This is a genomic window from Plantactinospora sp. DSM 117369 (genome assembly GCF_053764795.1).
The window spans coordinates 450,727-467,940 of sequence record NZ_CM132446.1 but is presented as its reverse complement, the minus strand read 5'-3'; the positions used below and the strand labels follow the sequence as shown (position 1 = coordinate 467,940).

General features: G+C 73.5%; 16 protein-coding genes and 1 pseudogene. 11 read left to right on the top strand and 6 right to left on the bottom strand.

Annotation, left to right across the window (positions count from 1 at the left end; translation table 11 throughout):
- Window positions 1–114 precede the first annotated feature (114 nt).
- Genes folK through folP form a run of 3 tightly spaced genes read right to left on the bottom strand, consistent with a single transcriptional unit; the run spans window position 115 to window position 1,869 of the window.
- On the bottom strand, window positions 115–639 hold the full coding sequence (gene folK / locus ACSMXO_RS02170) for a 2-amino-4-hydroxy-6-hydroxymethyldihydropteridine diphosphokinase (protein WP_346259075.1): 525 nt from the start codon (window positions 637–639) through the stop codon (window positions 115–117).
- Window position 640: 1 nt separating this feature from the next.
- Window positions 641–1,051: a dihydroneopterin aldolase gene (folB, locus tag ACSMXO_RS02165; protein WP_455416515.1), complete on the bottom strand. Its 411-nt coding sequence runs from the start codon at window positions 1,049–1,051 to the stop codon at window positions 641–643.
- Window positions 1,048–1,869 carry a dihydropteroate synthase gene (gene folP, locus ACSMXO_RS02160; protein ID WP_455419147.1) on the bottom strand — a complete coding sequence of 274 codons (822 nt, stop codon included), beginning with the start codon at window positions 1,867–1,869 and terminating at the stop codon, window positions 1,048–1,050. The genes folB and folP overlap by 4 nt, the downstream gene beginning before the upstream one ends.
- Before the next feature lie 489 nt (window positions 1,870–2,358).
- Here folP and ACSMXO_RS02155 point away from each other — a divergent pair, with 489 nt between their 5' ends.
- The 6 genes and pseudogenes from ACSMXO_RS02155 (at window position 2,359) to ACSMXO_RS02130 (ending at window position 10,334) form a co-directional block, all read left to right on the top strand.
- The gene (locus tag ACSMXO_RS02155; RefSeq protein WP_346259077.1) at window positions 2,359–2,670 is read left to right on the top strand and encodes a hypothetical protein; all 312 of its coding nucleotides are present in this window, start codon (window positions 2,359–2,361) and stop codon (window positions 2,668–2,670) included.
- A gap of 15 nt (window positions 2,671–2,685) precedes the next feature.
- Entirely contained in the window at window positions 2,686–3,048 is a 363-nt protein-coding gene (locus tag ACSMXO_RS02150) for a hypothetical protein (RefSeq protein ID WP_346259078.1), read from the top strand.
- 519 nt (window positions 3,049–3,567) lie between these two features.
- Window positions 3,568–6,600, top strand: a pseudogene (locus tag ACSMXO_RS02145) (ATP-binding protein); the annotation flags it as partial.
- A gap of 3 nt (window positions 6,601–6,603) precedes the next feature.
- Complete coding sequence (locus ACSMXO_RS02140; RefSeq protein ID WP_455416514.1) at window positions 6,604–8,625, top strand: MFS transporter; 2,022 nt, start codon at window positions 6,604–6,606, stop codon at window positions 8,623–8,625.
- Window positions 8,626–8,629: 4 nt separating this feature from the next.
- Complete coding sequence (locus ACSMXO_RS02135; RefSeq protein WP_455416513.1) at window positions 8,630–9,175, top strand: hypothetical protein; 546 nt, start codon at window positions 8,630–8,632, stop codon at window positions 9,173–9,175.
- 25 nt (window positions 9,176–9,200) lie between these two features.
- Window positions 9,201–10,334 carry a peptidoglycan DD-metalloendopeptidase family protein gene (locus tag ACSMXO_RS02130; protein WP_346259082.1) on the top strand — a complete coding sequence of 378 codons (1,134 nt, stop codon included), beginning with the start codon at window positions 9,201–9,203 and terminating at the stop codon, window positions 10,332–10,334.
- A gap of 129 nt (window positions 10,335–10,463) precedes the next feature.
- On the opposite strand, the gene ACSMXO_RS02125 is transcribed toward ACSMXO_RS02130, so the two are convergent.
- Together ACSMXO_RS02125 and ACSMXO_RS02120 are read right to left on the bottom strand one after the other, a co-directional pair.
- The gene (locus tag ACSMXO_RS02125; protein WP_455416512.1) at window positions 10,464–10,730 is read right to left on the bottom strand and encodes a hypothetical protein; all 267 of its coding nucleotides are present in this window, start codon (window positions 10,728–10,730) and stop codon (window positions 10,464–10,466) included.
- Window positions 10,727–10,945, bottom strand: coding sequence for a DivIVA domain-containing protein (locus tag ACSMXO_RS02120; protein ID WP_455419146.1), 219 nt, complete (start codon window positions 10,943–10,945; stop codon window positions 10,727–10,729). The genes ACSMXO_RS02125 and ACSMXO_RS02120 overlap by 4 nt, the downstream gene beginning before the upstream one ends.
- Before the next feature lie 495 nt (window positions 10,946–11,440).
- Here ACSMXO_RS02120 and ACSMXO_RS02115 point away from each other — a divergent pair, with 495 nt between their 5' ends.
- The 3 genes from ACSMXO_RS02115 to ACSMXO_RS02105 all read left to right on the top strand — a co-directional run bounded on the left by ACSMXO_RS02115 (window position 11,441) and on the right by ACSMXO_RS02105 (window position 13,115).
- Window positions 11,441–11,668, top strand: a complete 228-nt coding sequence (locus ACSMXO_RS02115) for a winged helix-turn-helix domain-containing protein (RefSeq protein WP_455416511.1) — start codon at window positions 11,441–11,443, stop codon at window positions 11,666–11,668.
- A 76-nt stretch (window positions 11,669–11,744) separates the two neighbouring features.
- Window positions 11,745–12,299 carry a Uma2 family endonuclease gene (locus ACSMXO_RS02110; RefSeq protein ID WP_455416510.1) on the top strand — a complete coding sequence of 185 codons (555 nt, stop codon included), beginning with the start codon at window positions 11,745–11,747 and terminating at the stop codon, window positions 12,297–12,299.
- Window positions 12,300–12,485: 186 nt separating this feature from the next.
- Complete coding sequence (locus ACSMXO_RS02105; RefSeq protein ID WP_346259086.1) at window positions 12,486–13,115, top strand: hypothetical protein; 630 nt, start codon at window positions 12,486–12,488, stop codon at window positions 13,113–13,115.
- 12 nt (window positions 13,116–13,127) lie between these two features.
- Here the strand turns inward: ACSMXO_RS02105 and ACSMXO_RS02100 are convergent, their stop codons facing one another.
- Entirely contained in the window at window positions 13,128–13,685 is a 558-nt protein-coding gene (locus ACSMXO_RS02100) for a hypothetical protein (protein WP_455419145.1), read from the bottom strand.
- Between the two features lie 193 nt (window positions 13,686–13,878).
- Here ACSMXO_RS02100 and ACSMXO_RS02095 point away from each other — a divergent pair, with 193 nt between their 5' ends.
- Together ACSMXO_RS02095 and ACSMXO_RS02090 are read left to right on the top strand one after the other, a co-directional pair.
- Window positions 13,879–16,641, top strand: a complete 2,763-nt coding sequence (locus ACSMXO_RS02095) for an FtsK/SpoIIIE domain-containing protein (protein WP_455416509.1) — start codon at window positions 13,879–13,881, stop codon at window positions 16,639–16,641.
- Complete coding sequence (locus ACSMXO_RS02090) at window positions 16,638–17,078, top strand: hypothetical protein (protein ID WP_346259087.1); 441 nt, start codon at window positions 16,638–16,640, stop codon at window positions 17,076–17,078. The genes ACSMXO_RS02095 and ACSMXO_RS02090 overlap by 4 nt, the downstream gene beginning before the upstream one ends.
- Window positions 17,079–17,214: the final 136 nt, after the last annotated feature.

Below are 17,214 nucleotides of genomic sequence, written 5' to 3'. Positions count from 1 at the left end.
GGGGCCGGGCCGCGCGTCGGGGGTCTGCGCTCGGTCACAACTCTTCCTCACTCCGCTCGTCGGCACCGGATCGCGCAGGCCGGCGGACCCGTCCGGTCCGCACCGCGGTCACCGTCAATCCGACTCTATCCGCAGATCCGGGCGGGGGCGCACGTCCAGCACGTCGGTGGCGACCGGCTCGGTCGACATCAGGTCGGTCAGCCAGCCGTGGCCGGGCAGCCGCCCGTACGGCTGGATGTCGATCCACGGCCGGAGCACGAACGCCCGCAGGTGGGCCCGGGGGTGCGGCAGGGTCAGCTCCGGGTCGTCGCTGCACACCGGCTCGCCGTCGGCCGACCAGACCGCGATCACGTCCACGTCGAGGCTGCGTGGCCCGAACCGGCGCTCCGGGTCGCGGACCCGGCCGGCCGCCGTCTCGGCGGCCCGGGCCCGGTCCAGCCAGTCGCGCGGGCCGGCCGCGTCGTCCGCGACCAGCAGGACGGCGTTCAGGTACGCCGGCTGGTCCTCCTCGCCCCACGGCGGCGTCTCGTAGACCCCGGAGGCCACCAGGAGGACGTCCCGCAGCCCGGTCACCGCCGCGCGCAGGTGTCCGAGCCGGTCGCCGAGGTTGCTGCCGAGCGAGAGCACGGCCCGGGTCATGTCACCTCCGCCGGGTCACGGTCACCGCCACGTCGGCGAAGTCGTGCGGGATCGGCGCCTGCGGCTTGTGCACGGTGACCGAGGTGACCAGTACCCGTGGATCGGCGAGACAGGCGGCGGCGAGCCGCTCGGCCAGCGTCTCGATCAGGTTGACCGGCTCGCCGGTCACGATCGCGACCAGCCGCTCGGCGAGCTCGCCGTAGTGCACGGTGTCGGCCACGTCGTCGGAGCGGCCCGCCATCGTGAGGTCGAGTTCCAGCACCACGTCGACGACGAAGTCCTGGCCCTGGGCGCGCTCGAAGTCGTAGACGCCGTGCCGGCCACGCGCCCGCAGCCCGGTCAGCACGATCCGGTCGGTGCCCGGACCGGATGGCCCGGCGGGCCGACCGCCTTCGCCGGCTGGCCCGGTCATCCGGCCACCTCCCCGGTCACCAGCCGGGGCCGGCCACTGGCGGCCCAGACCGCGAGCGCGTCCACGGTCTCCCGTACGTCGTGCACCCGTACCCCCCAGGCGCCGGCCGCGACCGCCAGCACGCTGGTGGCGACCGTGGCGGCGGTACGCCCGCCGGTCGGCCGTGGCGTGCCGTCCGGGCCGGCCAGCAGCGTACCCAGGTACGACTTGCGACTGGCCCCGAAGAGCAGCGGATAGCCGAGCGCCAGCAGCTCCGGCAGCCGGGCGGTGAGCTGCCAGTTGTCGGCCGGCCGCTTGGCGAAGCCGAGGCCCGGGTCGATCACGATGCGGTCGGCGGCGACCCCGGCGGCGAGGGCGTCCTCGATTCGCTGCGCCAGCTCGGCCCGTACGTCGGTGACCACGTCGGTGTAGCGGGCGAGTTCCTGCATCCGCTTGGCGTGCGCGCGCCAGTGCATCAGGATCCACGGGCAGCCCGCCTCGGCGACCACCTTGGCCATGTCCGGATCGGCGAGTCCACCGGAGACGTCGTTGACCACGGTCGCGCCGGCGGCCAGCGCGGCGGCGGCGACACCGGCCCGGTAGGTGTCGACACTCATCGGCACTCCCCGGGCGGCGAGTTCCCGGATGACCGGCAGCACCCGGGCGGCCTCGGTCTCCGCGTCGACCCGGTCCGCGCCGGGCCGGGTGGACTCGCCGCCCACGTCGACGAGCTGGGCGCCCTCGGCGTGCATCTGCACCCCGTGCCGTACCGCGGCGTCGAGGTCGGCGTAGCGGCCGCCGTCGGAGAAGGAGTCGGGCGTGACGTTGAGGACGCCCATCACCACCGGCCGGGAAGAGCGGAGCGGCCCGCCGTCGCCCGGCGACCCACCACCGGTCGCGGCGGCCCCCTGGACTGACTCGGTCACGGCTCGACGCTACCCACCTGCCCGGTCGCCACCCAGGTCGCCCCCGGATCGCGCTACCCGGTGAAGGTGCCCACTCGGCCCGGCGGGCAGGCCACCCCTTCCCGGCAGCAGCCCGATCTTGCTCGGATCCGGGGGACGGGCGGGCACGTGAAAACTGCCCGGTCGGGACGGATCGGTGGCACTCGGCGCCGCTTGTTCCAAACAGGCACGCGCCGTACGCTCGCATCAGCCAGATGCCAGAACTTAAGAGATGGGCCGAATTAGGACAAAGATGCCCACAAACCATCACCCTTCGCGGTGATTGCGAGACGCAGGGTCGATCAACACCCCACGACCGACCCGGTTGACCGGGCTTGACAGCAGTGCGGAGGCGAGGCGTCGCCGCACCCGGGGAGGATTCCGATGTTCGCCATGGAGCTGGTGGAGACGGCATGGCCGGCTGCCACGCACGCGCTCCACACCCTCGCGCTCGTGACGGCGGCCGAGCCCGAGGGCAATATCGACACCGATGGGATCGTCGGCTTCTTCGCCACCAACATCGCGCCCATCCTGCTCGCCGTACTCGGCGTGATCTTCATCGGCCGGGCCAGCAAGGGCGAGGTCTCCAAGGTGCTGACCAGCTCGGCGATCGCGCTACTCGGCCTGGCCTTCATCGCCGGGGCGGCGACGCTGTTCTTCGTCGGCGAGAACCTGATCAACCTGATCTTCGAATAGACCGCGGAGCACGAGATGCGGCTGCGCACCGACGACGACATCTATCGGGCCCGCCTGGTCTACCTGGGGCCGCCCGGCTACACACTGCCCATCCACCTGCCTTACACGCAGTACGGGCTGTTCATGTTGCTGGTGCCGCTCTTCATGTTCATTCATTGGCTCTTCACGCTCAAGGTCGAGCTGATCCCCGCCTGGGAGATCGCGCTCGCGATCGTCACCACCTCGTTCGTCTTCCGGTACGTCGACCCCGATCGGCCCGCCCGGATGGTGATCCGGACGGCACTGACCGACTGGCGGCGCACCCGCGAACCGGCGACAGAACAGCGCGACCCCCGACTGGTCGCGACCCGTATCCGGATCCGGGAGCAGTTGACATGACCGACCGCAGCGAGGTGACGGCGTGACCGAGCGAACCAGATTCCTCTGCCGCTTCCCGGTGGAGCCCGTCGGGCCGGGCGAGGCGGCGGCATGACCCGCCCCACCCGGCCGGGCTCGTCGCACCCGGCAGGTCGCCCGGCCGACAATCCTGGTAACGGTACGCAGTCCTCCGGCTACCCCCCGTCTGAGCTGGCCGAAGAGAACGAGTACGACGCCGCGCTGCTCAGCAACACCGGCCACGGCGGGGTCGCGGTCTTCCAGGCACCGCAGCCACCGGCCCGGAACCGCCCGGCCCGGCCCGCCGCCGCGCCGCCGGCCCGGTCACCGGCCCCGGTCGAGCACCCGGACATCGACTCCCCCTTCCTCGACCTCTTCGGCGGCCCGGTCCAGCCCGCGTCGCCGGCCGCCCCGGCGCCCCGCCCCACACACCGCCCGCCCGCACCGCAGCCACGCGGACGCTGGGGCGAGGATCCGGACGCCGCCGTCGGCCTGCCGGCCTGGCAGCCGGACGAACTCCCGCCGGCAGCCCCGCCGGCCCGGCCGGAGGCGGCGCCCGGCCAGCCCACCGCCCGGCAAGCCCCGCCGGCCGCCCCGGCGGCCCGGCCGGTGCACGACGACATCACCGACGCCCGGGCCGACGGCACCCTCCGGCCGGTGGAACCGGTCCGCCTCGACCCCGACCCGGCCGGTGGCGCCGGCTGGCCGGCCGAACCGGCGGCCCCCCGCGCCGTCCCGGGTGGCACCGCCGGGGCACTGGCCGGCGCGCCGGCCGAGGCGCACCCGGGGCGGCCGAGACCGGCGCCGCAGCAGCGCGGTGGCGAGCACTCCGGTGCGCTGCCGATCGTCCGCGAGCCCGCCGAGCAGCCGGCCCGGCGAGCCGCCAGGCCAGCGGACCGGGACCCCGGGCCGGTCACCCCGAAGCAGCGGCGGAGCACGCCGAAGCCGGCCCGGCCGCAACCGCTGACCGAACCGCAACGGGTACGAGCCCCGAAGCTCCGCTTCGGCGACCGGGATCCCGCCGTCGAGCTGGCCATCACCGAGATCGCCGGTCACCTGACCTTCACCCCGAACACCGTCACCGCGTGGTACTGGCTGCCGGAGGTGCGCTGGGCGTTCCGGCCGGACGCCGAACGGGAGGCGCTGCTCTCGGCCATCTCCGAGCAGTACGCCGGCCTCGCCGGCTTCCGGCTGCACCTGCGCCGGACCACCCGGCCGTTCCCGGCCGACGAGTGGGCCCGGACGATCGACCAGCACACCCCGCAGCCGCTGGCCACCGTGCCCGGCGCGCCGAGTTGGTCGGACCACCTGGTCGCCGCCCAGCGGCACCTGCTCTCGGTCAACCACGCCGAGGGGCAGACCTATCTCGGCGTCACCTTCGCCCGCCGGTCGCTCGGCAACTCGCTGGCCGAGCGGATCCTCCGGGCCTTCGGCCGGGGCGTCGCCGACGGGGAGCGGCGCAAGCTGGGCCGGACCGTCGAGCAGTTCGACGAGGTGCTCGGCGCGTTCGGGATGCGCGGGCGGCAGGTCTCCGCCGAGGAGCTGGAGTGGCTGATGTACCGCTCCGTGGCGCTCTGCATGGCCCCGCCCGGCCAGCTCTCGCCGGTCACCAACGGCCGCTGGGAACGCGGTGACCTGCTCGCCCTGACCGAGCAGGTGGAGCGCTACCGCACCCCGTACGGGTCGACGGTGAAGCTGGTCAACCGGGTGACCGGGGAGGAGCGGCACGTCGCCGTCCTCGCGGTGGGCCGGATGGAGCCGCTGGAGATCCCGGAGCGGCACGAGCCGTGGCTGCACTTCCACGAGCGGCTGCCCTGGCCGATGGAGCTCTCCACCCGGGTCGACATCCTCGGCCCCGGCGACTCGTTCCGCAACCTCGAACACCGGCTGCGGATGATCCGCTCCCAGCAGCTCGACTACGCCGAGCACGGCATCGACGCCCCGCCCGAGCTGGAGCGGCTGGCCAAGCGGGCCCTGGTGATCGGCGACGAGATGACCACCGGGCTGCCGGTGGAATCGGCCCGGGCGCACGGCTGGCACCGGATCGCGGTCGGCGGGCGGACCCGGGAGGAGTGCCTGGAGCGGGCCCGGCGGCTGATCCAGCTCTACTCGCGGGAGCTGCGGATCTCGCTCCAGCATCCGAAGAACCAGGACTGGCTGGCCCGGGAGTTCATTCCCGGCGAACCGATCGCCAACACCGGCTACCTGCGCCGGATGCCGGTCAACCTGCTCGCCGCCGCGCTGCCGCAGGCCGCCTCCACGGTCGGCGACCGGCGCGGCGACCTGATCGGGCGGACGGCGGGCACCTGCCGCCGGCCGGTCTTCCTCGACATGCACTTCCCGATGGAGGTACGCGAGCGCTCCGGCCTCGCCGTCTTCGTCGCCGAGCCGGGCGGTGGCAAGTCGACCCTGCTCGGCGCGCTCGGCTATCTGGCCGCCCGGCGCGGGGTGCAGGTGACCCTGCTCGACCCGTCCGGCCCGCTGGCCCGGCTCTGCGCGATGCCGGAGCTGCGTCCCTACTCCCGGGTGTTGAACCTGACCGGCTCCGAGCACGGCACCCTGGCGCCGTACGCGCTGATCCCGACGCCGCTGCGCAGCGAGTTTCCCACCGGCTCGGCCGGTGACCGGGAGTTCCAGATCGCGGTCTCCAACGCCCGGGCCGAGCGGCGGATGCTGGTACAGGACATCTGCATGATGCTGGTACCCCCGCAGGTGGCCCGGGAGGCGTCCACCGCGACGCTGTTCCGGCACGCCGTACGCCAGGTGCCGGCCGAGGAGACCTCCACGCTGGACGACGTGGTGGCCTGCCTGGCCGGGCTGGAGGACGAGGGCCGGGAGCTGGCCAACCTGCTGCTGGACACCGCCGAGATGCCGCTGGCGCTGCTCTTCTTCGGCCGGCCGCCGGAGGGGCTGCTCGGTGCCGACGCCACGCTGACCGTGATCACGATGGCCGGGCTCCGGCTCCCCGACCTGAAGATCGAGCGGGAGTACTGGTCGGCCGAGGAGGCGCTGGCGCTGCCGATGCTGCACACCGCGCACCGGCTGGCGGTACGCCGCTGCTACGGCGGCGCGATGTCGTCGCGGAAGCTGGTCGGCCTGGACGAGGCGCACTTCATGGAGGGCTGGCGCTCCGGCCGGTCGTTCCTGGTCCGGCTGGCCCGGGACTCCCGGAAGTGGAACCTCGCCGCGCTGGTCTCCTCGCAGAACCCGAAGGACATCCTCGGCCTCGACGTGCAGAACCTGGTCTCCACCGTCTTCGTCGGCCGGATCGCCGAGGACGTCGACATCGCCTCCGAGGCGCTGCGGCTGCTCCGGGTGCCGGTCAACGACGGCTACGAGGCGACCCTGGCCTCACTGTCCAGCGTGGACGCCTCCTCGGCGGACCGGCTCGGTTTCCGGGAGTTCGTGATGCGCGACGTCGACGGCCGGGTGCAGAAGGTACGCGTCGACGTCTCGTACGTGCCCGGCCTGCTCGACCACCTGGACACCACCCCGGTCACGGCGAAGGCCGCCGCGACCAACCTGCCCTCCCCCGTCGCGGACCTGGAGGCTTGACCGATGGACCGTTTCCAACCGCCACTCGCGGTCCGCCGTGGCCGCCGGCGCCCCGCTGTCGGAGTTGGAAAGGGTCCGACGAGGAACGGAGCCCGCCTCGCCGCCCTGCTGCTGGCGATCGGGGTGCTGGCGACCGCCACGCTGGTCTGGCCGGCGCTCGGCGCCGCGCCCGCCTCGGCCGCGCCGGTCCCGAGCCGGGCCAAGGTCGCGCTCTGCACCACCGCCGAGTGGGAGGCGAACTTCCGGGACTGCGTCGACCGGCTCGCCGACGTCGGGCAGAACATCCGCGACTGCGTCAAGGCTCCCACGCCGAGCGCCCCGGACCAGGGGCTGGGCGGCTGGTTCGCCACCCGGCCGGAGGCGAGCGGCAAGCCGGGCGTCAAAGGCATGTACACCGAGTACGGCAACGCCGGCTACAGCTACGAGACGTACGACGACACCGGCGGCTGCGCCTCGGACGTGATCGACCCGGGCAGCAAGGTGTTCAACAAGATCGCGGACGGCGAGATCCGGATCGCCGCCGCGATCATCGGCGCCTCGAACGCGCTGCGCGAGCGCGCCTGGGACCCGAGCACCATGTGGGACTGGGCGGATCCGCTGGTCGAGCAGGCCACCAAGGCGGTCTACGAGCGGGTCTTCAGCGTCTTCGGCATCATCACCCTCTGCATCGTCGGCATCTACCTGCTCTGGCGTTCCCGGCAGTCCGACATGAGCAACGCGATGACCACCGCCGGCTGGGCGGTGCTGGTGATGGTCGCGGTGACCGCGATCGCCGCCTGGCCGGTCCGGTCCGCCAACGTCGCGGACGGCACCCTGGTCACCACACTGAACGTGGTGCACGAGGCGGTCGGCCCCCGGGACAAGAGCATCCCGGCCGACCGGTGCGGCTCGCTCAGTCCCGCCGCCTGCAAGGACAACCGGCCGCCGGCGCTGCGGGCCGGCGACACCGCGACCGAGACCATGCTCTACCGCAACTGGCTGCGCGGCGCGCTCGGCTCCTCGGACAGCGAGACGGCCCGCAAGTACGGCCGGGCGCTCTACGACGCCAAGGCGTTCACCTGGGAGGAGGCCGCCCGGATCGCCGCCAACCCGGGCACCCGGCCCGCCGCCGTCGAGGCCAAGCAAGAACAGTGGATGAAGGTTGCCGAGCAGATCCATCAGGAGGACCCGGAGGCGTACGAGTACCTGCGCGGCGCCCGCGACTCCGACCGGATCGGCGCCGGGCTGATCGCCATCCTCGCCGCGATCCTCTTCGCAATGTTCGACCTGACGGCGTCGCTGCTGGTGCTGCTCGGCTTCCTGCTCTTCCGGTGGGCGGTGATCGCCGCCCCGGTGCTCGGCACGGTCGGGCTGCTCCGCCCGGCCAGCGCCGGATTGCGCCGGCTGGGCAACGCCGTGGTGGCCGCCGTGTTCAACATCGCCATCTTCGGCACCGGCGCGGCGATCTATCTCTTCGCCGTCGACCTGGTGATGAGTACCCCCACCATTCCCGGCTGGCTCCAGGTGGTGCTGGTCTGGCTCTGCGGAGTGGTGGGCTGGCTGCTGCTGCGGCCGTACCGCCGGATCACCCAACTCGGCGGCGGCCGGGACAGCACCGAGGTGATCGGCTCGGCCGGCTCGTGGCACCGCCGGTTCTTCCGGGACGTCCGGTCGGCGTCCCGACTGGAGAACGAGTCCGAGGAGCGCGACGTCCGGGTCAAGAACCGCAACGTGCTGGTCCAGCAGACCAACATACGCCCGGAGGCCCGGCACGAGGACCCGGCGCAGAGCGCCGCCGGCAGCCGCTCGGAGACCAGCACCGACCGGGGTACCGACCCGCCCGACACGCCCCCGGCGGACGCCCCGGGTGGCGGGTCCGGTTCGCGACCGGGCCGGGGTCGGCCGTCCCGGCGCCGGCCCGCGGAGTGGACCGAGCCCGACGTACCGGTGGAGAACCCCTCCTACGTGATCTACCGCCCCGATTCCGCACCCGCGCCCGACCCGGCACCTGCCCCGGCGCCCCGGATCCGCTCCGAGGCGAGGTGACCCGATGCGGCGGGCCGTCGAGTTCCTCTTCACCCGGCTCCTCCGGTCCCGGCTCGGGATCGCGGTCGTGATCGCCGTGGTCGTCGTCGGCATCGTCGGCGCGGCCCGGCTGGTCGCCGGCCCCGGCGACGGCCGGCCCGGACTGATCGGCGGAACTCCCGGCCCGATCAGCGTCACCGACCCGGCGGCCGGCGACGACGGGCTGACCGTGACCGAGGAGCCGTCGCCGCGGACCAGTCCCGGCGCGCCCGAGCCGGCGCAGGTGGCCCGGTCGTTCGCCACCGCCTGGCTCGACCACCGCGACGTGACCGCCGACGAGTGGCACGCGGGGCTGCACCCGCTCGTCACCGAGAACCTGGCCGAGCAGTTGACCGGCGTCGACCCGGCCACCGTGCCGGCCGAGCGGATCACCGGCGAGCTGCTGGTCGTACCCCAGAACGACAGCCTGGTCGAGGTGGTCGTACCGGTGGACTCGGGCGAACTCCGGCTCGGCCTGGTGGCGCTGGAGGGCCGCTGGCGGGTCGACACGGTGGACTGGCAACGGCGCTGAGCGGGCGCGGGGAGGTGGGTGAGGGATGACCGACCGCGGTCCGGCCCGGCGGCCGGTACGCCGGGTCGCGCTGGCGACGGCGCTGACCGGGGTACTCGCGCTGCTCTGCTGCGTCGGGGGCACCGGTGCGTTCCTGGTGACCATGTTCGCCTCCGAGGAGGAGAACCTGGCGGCGGCCACCTTCGGCTGCGGCGACACCGACCCGATCAAGATCGAAGGCGAGTTGCCGCTGATCGGGCCGTACAAGACGAGCCAGATGCGGAACGCGGCGATCATCATCAAGGTCGGCCGGGAGATGGGCCTGCCGCCCCGGGCCTGGGTGATCGCGGTCGCCACCGCGATGCAGGAGTCCGGCCTGACCAACCTCGGTCACCTCGGCGACCGCAACGACCACGACTCGCTCGGGCTCTTCCAGCAGCGACCCAGCACCGGCTGGGGCACCCCGGAGCAGATCCGCAACCCGGAGTACGCGGCCCGGAAGTTCTACGAGAAGTTGAAGACCGTCCGGAACTGGCAGAAGCGGTCGCTGACCCGGGCCGCCCAGGCGGTACAGGTCAGCGCCTTCCCGGACGCGTACGCCAAGCACGAGCCCCTGGCGACCGAGATCGTGAACGCGCTGACCGGTGGGGCCGCCCGGGCCGCCGGTACCGACCTCGGGCTCGGCTGCGCCGACGGGGCGGAGATCGCCGCCTCGGGCTGGACCGCGCCGATCCCGGGTGCGGTCGGCTCCGGATTCCGTACCGCCAGCCGGCCGTCGCACAACGGCGTCGACATCGGCGCGGCGAAGTACACCACCCAGATCCGGGCGGCGGCCGCCGGCCGGGTACTGGTGTCCCGCTGCGACCCGGATCGGCGCGGCCGGTTGAGCTGCGACGTCGACGGCTTCCCGGGTAAGGGCGGCTGCGGCTGGTACGTCGATATCCTGCACGCGGGCAACGTGATCACCCGGTACTGCCATATGGTCAGCAGACCGATGGTTTCTAAGAACGACATGGTGGAGGCCGGGCAGGTGATCGGTCGGGTCGGATCGAGCGGCAACTCCTCGGGGCCGCATCTGCATTTCGAGGTGCACCTGCGCGGTGACCGGAGCAGGCACGGCGCCACCGACCCGGTGCCGTTCATGCGGGACCGGGGCGCACCGCTCACCGGGTCCGGCTGAGCTGTAGCAGGCCCGGGGCCGGCGTCCGGGGCGAAGTCGGGGTAGACGTGAACGGGACCGGGTCGCCCGACCAGGCTCGGCCGCCAGGTCCGGGCGCCCCGGCGCAGTCGGCGCAGACCACCACCGTCGTCATATCGACCGGCGCCGCACCCGTGGGGTGCACGGAATCTCGTGGTCGATCCGCAGCCCGCAGCGCCGGCCGTTCGGCAGCAGCCGGGTGCAGAAGACCCGATGGCGTACGTCCTGGTTCCGCTCTTCCGAGACGGTGGTCTCCGGCACGTCCACGCACAGGAACGTCAGCGCCCGAGCGACGGTCCGGGCCAGGACGCAGGCCCGGAGCAGGTCGGTCGTGACGATCGGCAGGTGGATGACGTACCGGTGCAGTTCGACGCTCACCGTCGCGCCATCTCGCGCATGCTCGGCGCCTGGGCGGACTGCCAGCGCCGCAGCGCGTCCTTGATCCGGGCCGCCTCCTCCTGGCTGCTGGAGAGTTGGGCATAGACGCCGCCGAGGTCGTCGGCGACCCGGTCGAGAAAAGCCGCGACCTCGCCCGGGTCCAGGCCACGCCAGGTGGTCCGGAACCGCCGGCCCCGCACCTGCCAGGGCCGCATCGGCTGGTACGGCCGAGCGCGCCGCTCGCCGAGCACTGAAGACAACCGGTCGGCTCCTCTCGATCCTGTCAGGATGCGTCGAAGGAGTTGCCGCACGTCCGTCCATCCTTTCGCCTGAGGTGTTCCGTCCTGTTCCCTGTCCTTGTTCCCTGTGCTGGAGGGGGTGGGCCCGGCCGTTTCGGGTCCGGCCGGACCACCCCCGCCCCGGCCACCGCAGCCCAGATCGGCGGTACGGCAACAGGGGCAGCCGTGCTGGCCGCCGGTCAACTTTCCTGGTTGTTCTACGGGTGCATCGCCCCTGCGAAAGGTGCCAACCGACCGCAAAGACATCGTTTCCCGACGTCAGTGACGCTACTGCACCTCACCATCTCAGTCAACATACTCACTACCTCTTCTTGCTCACCTCATCACCTTGCTCAGAGCTGGCAGATACGTTGCCTACGTCAGATCCATGATCGATACTGGATGGGCCAACCGAACCGCAAGGGGCGACCTGTGCCTATCCCGCCGACAATGGATGAGCTGCTCGAAGACCTCCTCGCGAGGATCGAGCGGAAGGAATTTCCACCTGGGTCCCAACTACCGTCCGGCCAGAAGCTCGCGGACCAGTACGGCGTCTCGCCCGCAACTATCCAGCGCGCCACCGCCCGGCTCCGCCAGCGCGGAATCCTGGTCGGCCGCCCAGGTCGTGGCGTCTTCGTCGCCGAGAAGCCAGGACGATGACGGTGGCGGCTTGTCCTCAATCGCTACCGGCCCCGACCAGGCCCCACAAGCTCTGCCCGGCAGTAACATGGCGTGCATGAGCGCAGAGGCCGTCGGTCGACACATGCCCACGGTGATCACGCTTGACGACCTCACCGCGATGATGGCTGCGGACGAGCACCACCGGTATGAGATCAGCCCTGAGGGAGTGCTGTCGGTCATGCCACCGGCCGGATACACGCACGCGATCATCGCCACCCGGCTCATGGGCTGGCTGCTCACCGCCGGCATCCCGGCGGACCGCGTCGCCCAGGCGGTCGGCCTGCGCATCCCCGGCGCGACCGGCGGCGTCGGCGGTCGCATTCCCGACCTGGTCGTCTGGAGCAAGGCGCAAGCCGAATCCGTATGGCTGCCGGTCGCGGACGTGCTGCTCGCGGTTGAGATCATCTCGCCCGGCTCGGCTGCCATGGACACCGCCGCCAAACCGGCCGAGTATGCCGGCGCGGGCATCCCGCAGTACTGGACCATCGACCAGGACCCAGGTCAGACCGTCACCATGTACCGGCTCGATGGCACCCACTACCAGGTGCGAGCCACAATGCCGCTCGCCTGGGTGCTCAACACCGCCCCGGGAGAGCACGGCCTGGACTGACCGGATCTCCGCTATCCGGGCGGCGGCTGGGGCGGCACCCGCTGCTGTCCTGGCCGGCTGCCCGATGATCGCCTCTGGTTGGCTACCGTCACGCACGGTGTTGCCGTCGAGGTGAGAGCCTGGAGAATAGCGGTGTCAGGCGCCGAGCGCGTTCCGTCGAGGAGCCACAGGTAGGTCGAGCGATCCGTGAGCCATGATCCACTTCCCGACCCGTTCGCCGGCCAGCCCGACTGGGCTCCGGCGCCGCCCCGACCGATCGTGATCGCCGCCGCCGCGGACCGGGTGGACCTGCGCGGTCGCCGGGTGCTGGTCGGGCTGCCCGGGCTCGGCTGGCGGGGCGACCTGCGGGCGGACGAGCGGGTGGTGCAGGGCAGCCGCACCTACGTGCCGGTGCTGGCCGAGCACGAGTGGTACCGGGCGGAGGCCGAGCAGATCGAGGTCTTCGCCCCGCTGGTGCCGGCGGAACGGGTCTGGGTGGAGACTCTCGGCGAGGTCTCCGGGTGGGACGCCGGCACACCGCCGATCCCCCGACCGGCCCGGCCGGACGTGATCTCCCGGCTGGTGTCGCTGGACGCGCCGACGCACCGGGCCCCGGTGCCGGTGGTCGAGGCGGACGCGGTCGCCGGCCGCCGGGTGGTCCAGGTCGCCGACGCGGTCGAGCGGCGCGACCTGCGCGCCGTCACCGAGGTCTACACCAGCAACGACGGGGACATCTGCGTACGGGTCACCGCCGAACTCGACTGGTACCGCTGGGCGTGGAGCGGCCGCCCGCCGACCACCCTGGAGGTACCGGTGCACCTGCTCTGGATCGAGTGACGGCCCGGCGGCTCAGCCCACCGGGTTGGCCTCGCAGACCCGCCAGCCGTCGTCCTGCTCGGTGCCGAAGCGCCACCGCTGGTGCTCGGTCTGCGAGAGGTTGTCCACCAGGTACGAGATCACCAGCTCCACCGAGACCTCGGCGCGCTCCCCCTGGGTGCGTACGTCCAGCGGCCCCCACTTGACCGCGAAGGTGATCTGGAACTGCTTCTCCCGGGCCGCCAGGTCGGCGCGCAGCGCCCGCAGCGGGGCGAGACCGGCGGCCTCGGCGCACTCGAACTGCTCGGCCAGTACGTCGTTCTCGTCGACCAGGAAGGCCCGCAGGTAGTTGTCCACCACCACGTCCGGGGCGCTCCGATCGGGTGCGGTGAACCGGTCGTAGGCGACGTAGGCGAGCGCGGCGCCGGCCAGGCAGAAGAGTGCCAGTGCACCACCGACCACCGCCAGCACCAGGCCCAGCCGCCGTCGAGGCGGCGCCGGTGGCGGTGCGACCGGCTCGGGAGCGGCCTGTCCGGGCGGGGTCCGCTGGGTGGGTACCCGGGACACCTGGGAATCGGCCGGGGGGTGCACTGATTCCACCCCCTGAGGCTAGCCGCTGCCGCCTCCGTACCCAATGGGCGTGAATTCCAGCTTGGTAACCAAAAGGGAGCAAGCGGTAACTACCCGCTATGCCCGCTATCTGTGCCACGACCATCCCCACAGGTCCGCGAAGTTGCCGCCGCGCTGGGATACCGTCTCAGACCAGGACGAGGGAGTTGGTGCGGTGGACACCTGGAGGGGATCGACCGGGCACGCCGCCACGCTGCGCTGGCGGGCCGCCGCCGGCACAGCGGCTGTGCTGCACCGCCGGGCCGCCGCCACCACCGCCGCCGCGGCCACCGCCCTGGAGGCGATCCGGCCGATCCCGGCCGACCAGCGGGAGCAGCATGAACTCGCCGAACGGCTGCGCGCGGCGGCGAGCCAACTCGCCCCGGGCTGGCTCGGCGCGCCGCTGGACGCCCAGTCCGAGGACGCCCCGCTCGGCGGCCCGGCCCAGCCGGCCTTCGTGCGGATCGGCACCGCCCAGCCGCTGGACGACGCCCGATTTCCGGTGCTGGTGCCGCTGCTCGGCACCGGCCACCTCACCGTCGACGCGGACAGCCGGGATCCCCGGGTGGCCGGGCTGCTCCGGTCCGTACTCCTCCGGCTGCTCGCCGCCGCCCCGGCCGGCTCGCTGCTGGTGCGGGGCATCGACGCCACCGCCGAGGGCCGGCTCTTCGCGCCGTTCGCGTCGCTCGCCGACGCCGGCCTGATGCCGCCGCCGGTCACCGACCGCACCGGCCTGCGGTCCGTGCTGGCCGAGGCCGAGCAGTGGGTACGCCCCACCCGGCCGGCCACCGCCCGCTACAACCGGCACGACCGTACCCTGCTGGTGGTGGTCGGCTCGCTGCCGGAGCTGACCGAGGCGAGCGACCTGGCCCGGATCGGCGCGCTGGCCAGGGAGGGTCCCGAGGCGGGGCTGCACCTGATCGTGGCCGGCTGGCCCCCTCCGCCGCTGACTGTCCAGACGAGCCAGGCACCGCTCTCCCGATCCACCATGATCGCGATGCGCAACCCGTACGCGCTGGTCGGCGATCCGCCCGGAGCCTCGTTCAGCGCCCCGGTGCCGCACCTGCCGGGCACCGGTCTCAACGCACCGGTCTTCCTCGACGGGTGCCCGCCGGCCCCGCTGCTGGACCGGGTCTGCCGGGACCTGGCCGCGCGGTTCCACGCCGACTACCGGCGTACCCTCGACGACCTGTTGCCGGAGCCGTCGGACGGGTTCTGGACCGAGTCGGCGGCCGACGGGCTGAGCACCCCGGTCGGGCACGACGGTGACCGGACCGTGCCGCTCGGTTTCGACGAGCGCACCCCGCACTGGCTGGTCGGCGGCCGGGGCGGTGCCGGCAAGAGCGCCTTCCTGGTCAACGTCCTCTACGGGCTCTGCACCCGCTACCACCCCGACGAGTTGGCGCTCTATCTGCTCGATTTCGCCGACGGGACGGCGTTCACCGATTTCGTGCCGGTGCCGGCGGACGGGTCCGGCGGTACCGGGCCGGGCGGGCCGTGGCTGCCGCACGTCCGGGCGGTCGGGGTGCAGGCCGACCGGGAGTACGGCCTCGCGGTGCTCCGCGAACTCGACGCCGAACTGGACCGCCGTGGCGCGGCGGACCCGTCCCCGAGGGCGGCGGTGGGGCCGGACCACCCGGCCGGCGCAGCGCCGGTACCCGCCCAGCGGTCCGACGCCGACCGCCGCCCCACCTCCCGGATCCTCTGCGTGCTGGACGAGTACGCGCTGCTGCTGGCCGAGGAGGACGCGATCGGTACCGAGGCGCTGGCCCGGCTGGAGTCGGTGGCCCGGCGGGGGCGGTCGGCGGGCGTACACCTGATCCTGACCGGCCGACCGGCTCCGGCGCTGGCCGCGTTGCGCGCCCGGCGGGACTCGTTCCTCGGGCAGTTTCCGGTCCGGGTGGCGCTGCCCGGCGGCGCGGACGTGCTGGAGCCGGCGAACGACTCGGCGGCAGGGCTGCCGCTCGGCACGGCGGTGGTGAACACCGCCGGTGGGCTGGGCGGGCCGCGTGGCGCCACCCGGGGGCACGAACGGACAATCCGGTTTCCCGATCCGCACGCCGACCAGGGGGCGCTCAGCGGGCTCCGGCACCGCCTCTGGACGGACCGGCCGGCCGGAACGCCCGCACCGGCCGTCTTCACCGGCTACCTGACCCCACCGCCGCCTCCGGTCCCGGCCGGCGAGCCGGACCCGGCCGAAGCCGACAGGCCGGCGGGGAGCGCTGACCTCCCGGAGCCGGCGGGTGCGCCGGTCGGGCTGCTGGTCGACGTGTCGCCGCGCCCGGCGGAGCTGCCCCTCGACCGGGCGCCGGGCCGGCACCTCGCGGTCCTCGGGCCGGATCCGGCCGGTGCCGGAGTCGTGGCCGGCGCGGCCCGGGGACTTGCCGCGCGGCATCCCGCCGGCAGCGTCGAGTTCGTGATCGCCGCGCCAGGCCCCGACCCGGCGGCCGACGCGCTGGCCGCCGAGCTGTCCCGGCGGCATCCGGTCCGCCGGGTGGACGCCGCCGGGCTGGCCGCCGCGCTGGAGCTGGCCGGGCCCGGCTATCTGGTCGCCTTCGGGCTGGACGAGCTGGCGGCGGCCGACCTGCCGGCCGACCGGCTCCGGGCCCTGCTGCGCGACGGCCCGGCCCGGGGCGTACACCTGCTCGGCTGGTGGCGGGCGGTGGGCCCGTTCACCGACCTGGTCGCCGTACCGCCGACGCCCGAACCGCCCGCCGATCCGGAGCCCGGCAGCGTTGCCGGGACGACCGACGCGGCTGCGGCCGGCATCGACGGGCTGCTCTTCCTCGACGTACCCGAGCCGGAGGTGACCCGGCTGCTCGGTCGACCGGTAGGGTGGCACCCCCGCCCCGGCCGGGCACTGCTCTACGACCGCCGCACCGACCTGGCCAGCCTGGTCGTCCCGTACGGCACACCGGACGGGGAGGGTACGCCGTGAGCGGAGACGCCTGGCAGGACTACCTGGCCGCCGCACAGCGGCTGGACGAGGTACGCCGGTCCGCGGCCACCGCCGCCGCCGAACAGGAGCGGGGCGTGCACAGCGCCCGGGAGGAGTTGGCCGGGATACGGGCCCGGCTGGTGCCCCAGCAGTCCCGGCTGCGCGCGCTGGGCGTCGCCGAGGCCGACCTGGTGCCATCCGAGCCGGAGGTGGCGGCGGCCGGCCAGGCGATGGCCGGCGGCCCCCAGGCGGTGCTGGCGGCGCTGCGGGACGCCCGGGCGACCGCGGACGCGGCGGACGCCGCGACCCGGCTGCCCGGGGCCGGCCCGCTGCCCTGGACCCGGGTACTGCTCTACGGCGCACTCGTGACGGCGTTGCTGGGCCTGCTGGCCGTACTCTGCCTCGGCGGCGTCTACCTGGCCGGGTGGCGCGGCTAGCGGGATGCGCGTCGGGCTTCGGCCACGGCCGGCGGTCGTCCGGACGCTGGCCTATGCCCGATCAGCGTGATGCCACAGAGTCATCATGATGCCGCTGTGGCATCACGACGGAAACCGAACTGCCGGCCAGCGGCGA

Bases quoted from the DNA above. Each gene is read 5' to 3' on its own strand.
- ACSMXO_RS02120 (WP_455419146.1), bottom strand. From the start codon at position 10,945: ATGCGGCCCTGGCAGGTGCGGGGCCGGCGGTTCCGGACCACCTGGCGT.
- ACSMXO_RS02155 (WP_346259077.1), top strand. From the start codon at position 2,359: ATGTTCGCCATGGAGCTGGTGGAGACGGCATGGCCGGCTGCCACGCAC.
- ACSMXO_RS02135 (WP_455416513.1), top strand. From the start codon at position 8,630: ATGCGGCGGGCCGTCGAGTTCCTCTTCACCCGGCTCCTCCGGTCCCGG.
- folK (WP_346259075.1), bottom strand. From the start codon at position 639: ATGACCCGGGCCGTGCTCTCGCTCGGCAGCAACCTCGGCGACCGGCTC.
- folB (WP_455416515.1), bottom strand. From the start codon at position 1,051: ATGACCGGGCCAGCCGGCGAAGGCGGTCGGCCCGCCGGGCCATCCGGT.
- ACSMXO_RS02150 (WP_346259078.1), top strand. From the start codon at position 2,686: ATGCGGCTGCGCACCGACGACGACATCTATCGGGCCCGCCTGGTCTAC.
- ACSMXO_RS02110 (WP_455416510.1), top strand. From the start codon at position 11,745: ATGAGCGCAGAGGCCGTCGGTCGACACATGCCCACGGTGATCACGCTT.
- ACSMXO_RS02140 (WP_455416514.1), top strand. From the start codon at position 6,604: ATGGACCGTTTCCAACCGCCACTCGCGGTCCGCCGTGGCCGCCGGCGC.
- ACSMXO_RS02130 (WP_346259082.1), top strand. From the start codon at position 9,201: ATGACCGACCGCGGTCCGGCCCGGCGGCCGGTACGCCGGGTCGCGCTG.
- folP (WP_455419147.1), bottom strand. From the start codon at position 1,869: ATGGGCGTCCTCAACGTCACGCCCGACTCCTTCTCCGACGGCGGCCGC.